The sequence below is a fragment of the Massilia sp. P2_C2 genome (genome assembly GCF_056404615.1).
The window spans coordinates 1-5,513 of record NZ_JBFUDR010000358.1; the positions used below are offsets into that span (position 1 = coordinate 1).

General features: G+C 64.9%; 8 protein-coding genes. 4 read left to right on the forward strand and 4 right to left on the reverse strand.

From position 1 onward, the window contains the following. The first annotated feature begins 216 nt into the window (after nt 1-216). The gene (locus AC1DYX_RS26945; protein WP_047823985.1) at nt 217-483 is read left to right on the forward strand and encodes an FAD assembly factor SdhE; all 267 of its coding nucleotides are present in this window, start codon (nt 217-219) and stop codon (nt 481-483) included. Nucleotides 484-566: 83 nt separating this feature from the next. Further along, nucleotides 567-1,868 carry a citrate synthase gene (gene gltA, locus AC1DYX_RS26950; RefSeq protein WP_477264602.1) on the forward strand — a complete coding sequence of 434 codons (1,302 nt, stop codon included), beginning with the start codon at nt 567-569 and terminating at the stop codon, nt 1,866-1,868. A gap of 175 nt (nt 1,869-2,043) precedes the next feature. Here gltA and AC1DYX_RS26955 read toward each other — a convergent pair whose 3' ends face one another. Then, entirely contained in the window at nt 2,044-2,295 is a 252-nt protein-coding gene (locus AC1DYX_RS26955) for a DUF3297 family protein (protein ID WP_477264604.1), read from the reverse strand. A gap of 114 nt (nt 2,296-2,409) precedes the next feature. On the opposite strand from AC1DYX_RS26955, the gene AC1DYX_RS26960 reads away from it, so the two are divergent. After that, nucleotides 2,410-3,399, forward strand: a complete 990-nt coding sequence (locus AC1DYX_RS26960) for a hypothetical protein (RefSeq protein WP_477264606.1) — start codon at nt 2,410-2,412, stop codon at nt 3,397-3,399. Nucleotides 3,400-3,403: 4 nt separating this feature from the next. Here AC1DYX_RS26960 and AC1DYX_RS26965 read toward each other — a convergent pair whose 3' ends face one another. Continuing rightward, nucleotides 3,404-3,751 (reverse strand): hypothetical protein, encoded by a 348-nt coding sequence (locus tag AC1DYX_RS26965; protein ID WP_477264608.1) that lies wholly within the window; start codon nt 3,749-3,751, stop codon nt 3,404-3,406. A gap of 109 nt (nt 3,752-3,860) precedes the next feature. On the opposite strand from AC1DYX_RS26965, the gene AC1DYX_RS26970 reads away from it, so the two are divergent. Beyond that, nucleotides 3,861-4,439 (forward strand): nuclear transport factor 2 family protein, encoded by a 579-nt coding sequence (locus AC1DYX_RS26970; RefSeq protein WP_477264609.1) that lies wholly within the window; start codon nt 3,861-3,863, stop codon nt 4,437-4,439. Here the strand turns inward: AC1DYX_RS26970 and AC1DYX_RS26975 are convergent. Then, nucleotides 4,431-5,120 carry an SOS response-associated peptidase gene (locus AC1DYX_RS26975; RefSeq protein WP_477264611.1) on the reverse strand — a complete coding sequence of 230 codons (690 nt, stop codon included), beginning with the start codon at nt 5,118-5,120 and terminating at the stop codon, nt 4,431-4,433. The two genes, AC1DYX_RS26970 and AC1DYX_RS26975, sit on opposite strands and share 9 nt — an antisense overlap. Nucleotides 5,121-5,174: 54 nt before the next feature. Next, on the reverse strand, nt 5,175-5,513 hold a 339-nt coding region (locus tag AC1DYX_RS26980), incomplete at its 5' end, for a PepSY-associated TM helix domain-containing protein (protein ID WP_477264613.1).

Consider the following 5,513-nt stretch of genomic DNA (forward strand, 5'->3'; position numbering starts at 1 on the left):
GCGTAACGCCAACGTGTCGCAAACGTCACGCGTGGGCACGTTTCATTTGAGGCCCCCGGCCTCAAATGCCCACCCTACCAAGCGTCACGATGTTGCTGGAACCGGTAGACTTCCGCCGGTATCCCGCGCTTAATATTGCTTAAATACAGTATAACTACCGTACTGTCGACTGACGGCAGCCGGAGTATAGTGTTGACCGACCAAACGGACTCTAGTGTGAAAACGCATCAATCCGACCCTGCCAACCGAGCCCGCCTTCGCTGGCGTGCCCGCCGCGGCCTGCTCGAGAACGACCTGATCCTCACGCGCTTCCTGGATGCGCATGAAGAAGAATTGACGGACGAGGAAGTCGATGCGCTGACCCGTTTGCTGGACCTGGCGGACAATCCACTGATGGACCTGCTGCTGGGTCGCGCCGAGCCCGAAGGCGAGGTCGACCTGCCGCATGTGCGCGCCCTGGTGGCGCGGCTGCGGCAAGCCTGAGGCGTTCGCCGTCCCGGACGCCGGTAACGAAACCGGACGATTTCGTTTTTATCTTGTACCCACCTCCCACAGAAGGAAGTGTCATGAACATCTCTGATACCAAAGCCACCCTGTCGTTCTCGGACGGCAGCCCGTCGGTAGACATGCCGATCTACAAAGGCACGATCGGCCCGGACGTCATCGACATCCGCAAGCTGTACGGCCAGACCGGCAAGTTCACCTATGACCCTGGCTTCATGTCGACCGCGGCCTGCCAGTCGGCCATCACCTACATCGATGGCGACAAGGGCGAGCTGCTGTACCGCGGCTACCCGATCGAGCAGCTGGCGGTCAACTGCGACTTCCTGGAGACCTGCTACCTGCTGCTGAACGGCGAACTGCCGAACGCCGCCGAGAAGGAAAAATTCGTCGACACCGTGACCAAGCACACGATGGTCCACGAGCAGATGCAATTCTTCTTCCGTGGCTTCCGCCGCGACGCGCACCCGATGTCGGTGCTGGTGGGTACGGTCGGCGCGCTGGCGTCGTTCTACCACGACTCGCTGGACATCAACGACGCCAAGCAGCGCGAGATCTCGGCAATCCGCCTGATCGCCAAGCTGCCGACCCTCGTCGCGATGGCCTATAAATACTCGATCGGCCAGCCGTTCGTGTACCCACGCAATGACCTGTCGTACAGCGCGAACTTCATGCGCATGATGTTCGGCAACCCGTGCGAAGAGTACAAGGTCAACGACGTCCTCGTCCGCGCCCTGGACCGCATCCTGATCCTGCACGCCGACCACGAGCAGAACGCATCGACCTCGACCGTCCGCCTGGCCGGTTCGTCGGGCGCCAATCCGTTCGCGTGTATCGCAGCCGGTATCGCTTGCCTGTGGGGCCCGGCGCACGGCGGCGCGAACGAAGCCGCACTGAACATGCTGAAGGAAATCGGCAGCGTCGAGAACATCCCGGGCTTCATCGAAAAGGTCAAGGACAAGAACTCGGGCGTGAAGCTGATGGGCTTCGGTCACCGCGTGTACAAGAACTTCGACCCGCGCGCCAAACTGATGCGCGAAACCTGCCACGAAGTGCTGAACGAGCTGGGCCTGCAGGACGACCCGCTGTTCAAGCTGGCAATGGAACTGGAAAAGATCGCCCTGAACGACGAATACTTCGTGTCGCGCAAGCTGTACCCGAACGTCGATTTCTACTCGGGCATCGTGCAGTCGGCGCTGGGCATCCCGGTCTCGCTGTTCACCGGTATCTTCGCGATGGCCCGTACCATCGGCTGGATCGCCCAGTGGAACGAGATGATCGCCGATCCGGAACAGAAGATTGGCCGTCCGCGCCAGCTGTTCGTCGGTTCGACCGTTCGCGACGTGCCGACCATCGACAAGCGCTGATCGGTTCGTGCCGTGATGAAAAAGCGAGCCTGCGGGCTCGCTTTTTTTCGATCCGTCGAAAATGCGTTTCGTTCATACAAGCGCTGGTTGAACGCGTGGGCACGTGGTGCCCGCCCTACGAAAACGGCCGCGGGATCGCTCCGGCGGCCGTTGTGCATTTGATTAACGTTTGAAATCAAACGGCGTAGTACGCCTCGACCGTGCCTTTCAGCTTGATCAGCATCGGCCGGCCCTTGCGGTCCACGACCTTGCCGGCGGCGACCTTGATCCAGCCTTCGCTGATGCAGTATTCCTCGACGTCGGTGCGGTCCTTGCCGTTGAAACGGATGCCGACCGGGTGCTTGAAGACCTCCGCGTTGTGGTGCGGGCTCTTCGGGTCGATGGACAGGTGGTCGGGGAGGGGTGGGAGTTGGGTAATGTCGTTCATGACCCGGATTATCCATCATTCCGCGTGCGTACGCGAGCGCGGGATGATCGCGATCATTGCCGACCATGTCACATTTCGATATGCTGGCCTGTCTGCCAACTCGATCGTCACGCCATGGCCAAGATTTCCGGAAACATCTACCGGATTCCCCGACGGTTCAACTGGCCGTTCGTGATCGGCGGTTTCGCGTTTCTTTCTCTCGCGATCATGCTGTGGCGCTGGGGCGGCACCGTCGAGGATTCGCTCGCGTATTTCGATACGGCCCGCTGGGTACGCGGCGAGGTTTCCTTGCATGAACTGCGTGCCCCGTTCCCCTACCGGCTCGCAGTTCCCGCGCTGGCGGCCATCCTGCCCGGCGACATCCACAATACGTTCGCGGCGCTGAACTGGCTCTTCGTCACGGCCACGGCATGCCTGGCGACGGCGACCGCGCGGCGCATGGGCTTCGGTACCCGGCGCGCGCTGGCGGCCGGGCTGCTCGTCGTGCTGTCGCTGCCGACGTTCTGGTATGCGCCCTACCTGCTTGTCGATCCGGGCGCCATCTGCATGCGCATGCTGTTCGTGTTCGCCGTGCTGACGGGGCGGGTGCGGCTCGCGCTGGCGGCCGGCTTCGCCGCGACGGCGATCCGCGAGGAAAACATCCTGCTGCTGGGCTGGTTGCTGGGCTGGCTGCTCCTCACGCGCCGGGCCGGCGTCGCGCAATGCCTGGCCGCACTGGCCGCCGCCGCGGGCTGGCTCGTCGCCGTACGCTGGTGGATCGTCCCAGGCCTGCCGCAGGATGTGTGGATGCCCAACCTCGATACCGTGCGCGCCCTGCTGGCCGATACGCGCGGCCTGCTGTCGCTCGTCGGCTGCTCCGCCGTCGTGGTGCCGCTGGCGCTGGTCGGCATGTGGCGCGCGCCGGCGCGTCTCGCCCCGTTGAAGAGCCTGCTCATACTGATGGTCTTGCCGCAGCTGTGGGCAGCCTTGAGCGTGCGCATCGAGGGCCGCATCGTCTGGAGCCTGTATCCGTTCCTGATCCCGTTCGCAGTCGCGCTGGGCCTGCCGCGCCGTTCCGAGACGGTGCCCGACGTGCGTCCGCTGCGGACGTCGCGTCGCGCTTGAGCCGTTATTGGCATTTACCCCTGACCTTGGCCACGGCGACGAAAGGCAGGGCCAGCAGCCCGCCGAGCCGGAACGGACCGATGCCGGTGGGTTGGCGCTTCAACCCATCCGCATGAAGGCAATCCGGCACGGTGGCCTCGTCGACCTGGCGCGCGAAGATGTTGTAACGGTTCGCGCGCAGCGTGTCCGCCTCGTGCAGGCGCGGGTTGTCCGGTTTTTCGTCCAGCGTCTCCCGGATCGCCTTGCGGATGGCTTCCTCGTCCGGGCGCCGGGCAAGCGGCGGCGCCAGGTCCGCGGCGTACGCGCCATGGATAACGCTGATCAACAGGGCGGCGATGACGAGTGTTCTCATGGTCGTGCGCGTCGTGGCAGTTCGACCAATGTACACGAGTCGGGATCGTGTTGTTGAACATGCACATTTCGTTACACAATGCGCTTTCCACCCCAACCAGGAATCAAGCATGAAATCGCTCATTCTCGCGTGCTGCCTGTTCTTCACGGGTCTTGCACACGCCGCCGGCATCGACCCGGTCCTCGCGCAGCAGGTGAATCTGTTCATGGACGGTTGGCACGACGACGCCGCCCATGCGCGCATGCGCTACTTCGACAAGATGGCCCCCGACGGCGTTTATATCGGCACCGACCGCAACGAGTTGTGGCAGCGCGACGCCTTCCGCGAATGGGGCCGCAAATACTTCGAGGGCAAGCAGGCGGCCTGGGTATTTCATCCGACCCGGCGTAACCTGTACGCGACGCCGGACGGCTCGCTGATCTGGTTCGACGAGCTGCTGGACACGCAAAACATGGGCCATTGCATGGCCAGCGGCGTGATCCGCAAGACGGTGGCCGGCTTCGAGATCGTGCATTACCAGCTGTCGCTGGCCGTGCCGAACGAGGTCGCGAAACAGGTGATCGGCCTCGTCAATGCGGCCGAGGCGGCACCGGCGGCAGCGCCAGCACCAGCACCGGCAGCAGCACCGGCACCGGCACCAGCACCAGCGGCCACACCGGCACCGGCCCCGGTCCCGGCATCAAAATAATTCGAGGTTCTGCTGCCCCGGCGGCGCCTTCGCCACCGGCGTCTTCGGAGCCGCCCACGCCTTCATCGCCTCGGCAGGATAGGGGCGCAAGAAGCTGCGCGCCAGTTCCGGATCGCGGCAGTGCAGCCAGGCGTCGACGTCCTGCGGCGGCAGCACGACGAGCGCGCGCTTTTCGTCGTCCGGCTTGTGGAAGCGCCGCATCAGCGGGTGCTCGTCGGCATTGATCGTGATCTGCGTGAACGAGGCTGCGATGGCGCCGTCGGCCTCGGACCACTCGCGCCACAGGCCCGCCACGAAGAACACGCTGTCGTCGCGCATGCCGATGCCGAAGCGCTCGGCGCGGCCGCTCTCGTAGCAGGGCTCGTAAAAACAGGTCATCGGCACGGCGCACAGCTGGGCGCGGCGCCACGCCGGCGCGAACGAGCGCTTTTCGCCGAGGGATTCGGCGCGCGCGTTCATCGTGTCGAACGGTTTCACACCGGCCGGGATGTGGCGGCGCGGCACCATGCCGTAGCTGGCCAGCTGCAGCATACGTTCGTCCCCGGCGCCCGCACGTACGATCGGCGCGGTGTAATCCTTCCACGTCTCGGTGGGCCAGTCCCAGTCGCGGTACAGGTCGACGAGGGTGCCCAGCACCATGTCGAGTTGTTCGGGCAGCGGAGGGCGGTAGTTGACGCACATGGCGGTAGCGAAAAGGATAGTACGGATCGCCAAGTTTGACACAAAATGCGTCCGTCAGCGGGCGCTGCGGCGCCGCCACCACACGGCCAGCCCGGTCAGCATGAACGCGGCCGGCGCCAGGCCCGCGACGGTGATGAGCAGCCGCCCCGCGCTGCCGAATGCCTCGCCCGTATGCAGCGGGAATTGCCAGTCGAGGAAGCGGTCGCCGGCCGGCGCGCGCAGCGGATCGCGCACGCGCAGGAGGCGGCCTGTCGCCGCGTCGACCGTGACGCGGGTATTGCCGTCGCCCTCGCGGACTTCGCCGGGCTGGCGCAGCCGGATCTCGTACGGCAGCCCGGCCTGCGCGGGCAGGCCCACGCGCGACACGCGCGCGGCCGGGAAGGCATCCAGGGC